1 protein-coding gene is annotated in these 1,102 nt (G+C 45.2%); it reads right to left on the reverse strand.

The window, feature by feature from the left end:
• Positions 1-1,102 (reverse strand): sigma-54 dependent transcriptional regulator (locus A3738_RS08865; RefSeq protein WP_197473738.1); only part of this gene is annotated, 1,102 nt, incomplete at both ends.

Below are 1,102 nucleotides of genomic sequence, written 5' to 3' on the forward strand. Positions count from 1 at the left end.
TCAAGGAACTCATCCTCTACCTCAACATGACGGTACTTCTGTGGAAGCTCTTTAACACCAATCACATCATAAGGATACATAATCGCCAAGCGCTCAACTAAGTTAGCAAGCTCACGAACATTACCCGGCCATTCATGGCGGCATAAACTCAAAATCGCAGCGGAGTTGAAACGAATAGATCCGCGCTTCTCAGTTTCCATACGCGAAATGAGTTCGTTGATCAACAAAGGAATATCTTCCTCACGCTCCTTTAAAGCAGGCATTTCAATCGGGAAGACATTCAGTCGGTAATACAGATCTTCTCGGAATGTGCCCTCTTCGATCATCTCTTCGAGATTTTTGTGCGTCGCAGCAATAATACGCACATCAGTAGGAATCGTTTTTGTTCCACCGACTCGCTCGTAGGTTTTTTCTTGCAATACGCGAAGAATTTTCACCTGCATATTTAGCGGCATGTCTCCGATCTCATCCAGAAACAACGTGCCACCCTCAGCAAGCTCAAAGCGACCTGAACGGGCAGTTATCGCACCAGTAAATGCGCCCTTTTCATGGCCAAATAATTCGCTTTCTAGAAGCTCAGCAGGAATAGCACCACAGTTAACGGGAACAAAAGGCTCATTGCGACGATGTGAGTTGTAGTGCAAATTGCGCGCTACTACTTCCTTACCCGTACCAGACTGACCAGTGATCAAAACGCTAACATCTTTGTCAGCCACTTGTCCCATAAGAGCTCTAACTTCTTGAATTGGGCGACTAGTACCGACCAAGCTTCTAAACAATTCAGCTTCTCGCTGCTGTCCACGCTTCCGGTTCGTAGCAAATTGATCTCGGTACAACTGAGCACGATATAAGCTATCAATGGTTTGGTTGTATTCCAGAGATGATTCGAGCGATGCGATGACTTTTTTACGTAACACATCATCCAAATTGAAATGCCCCGCATCGCCAATCGTGAGAATTGGAACAGCTTGGTTCAGTTCATCTAACTGCGCGACGATTTCAGCACCTGAATCAACACTTGCGTCTAAAAACACTGTTCCCACGCAAATTTGATCATCGCTATTATTAACAGCTAACAACTGCTCTTTATCTGAGTCCCATT

This window comes from Oleiphilus sp. HI0066 (genome assembly GCF_001635725.1).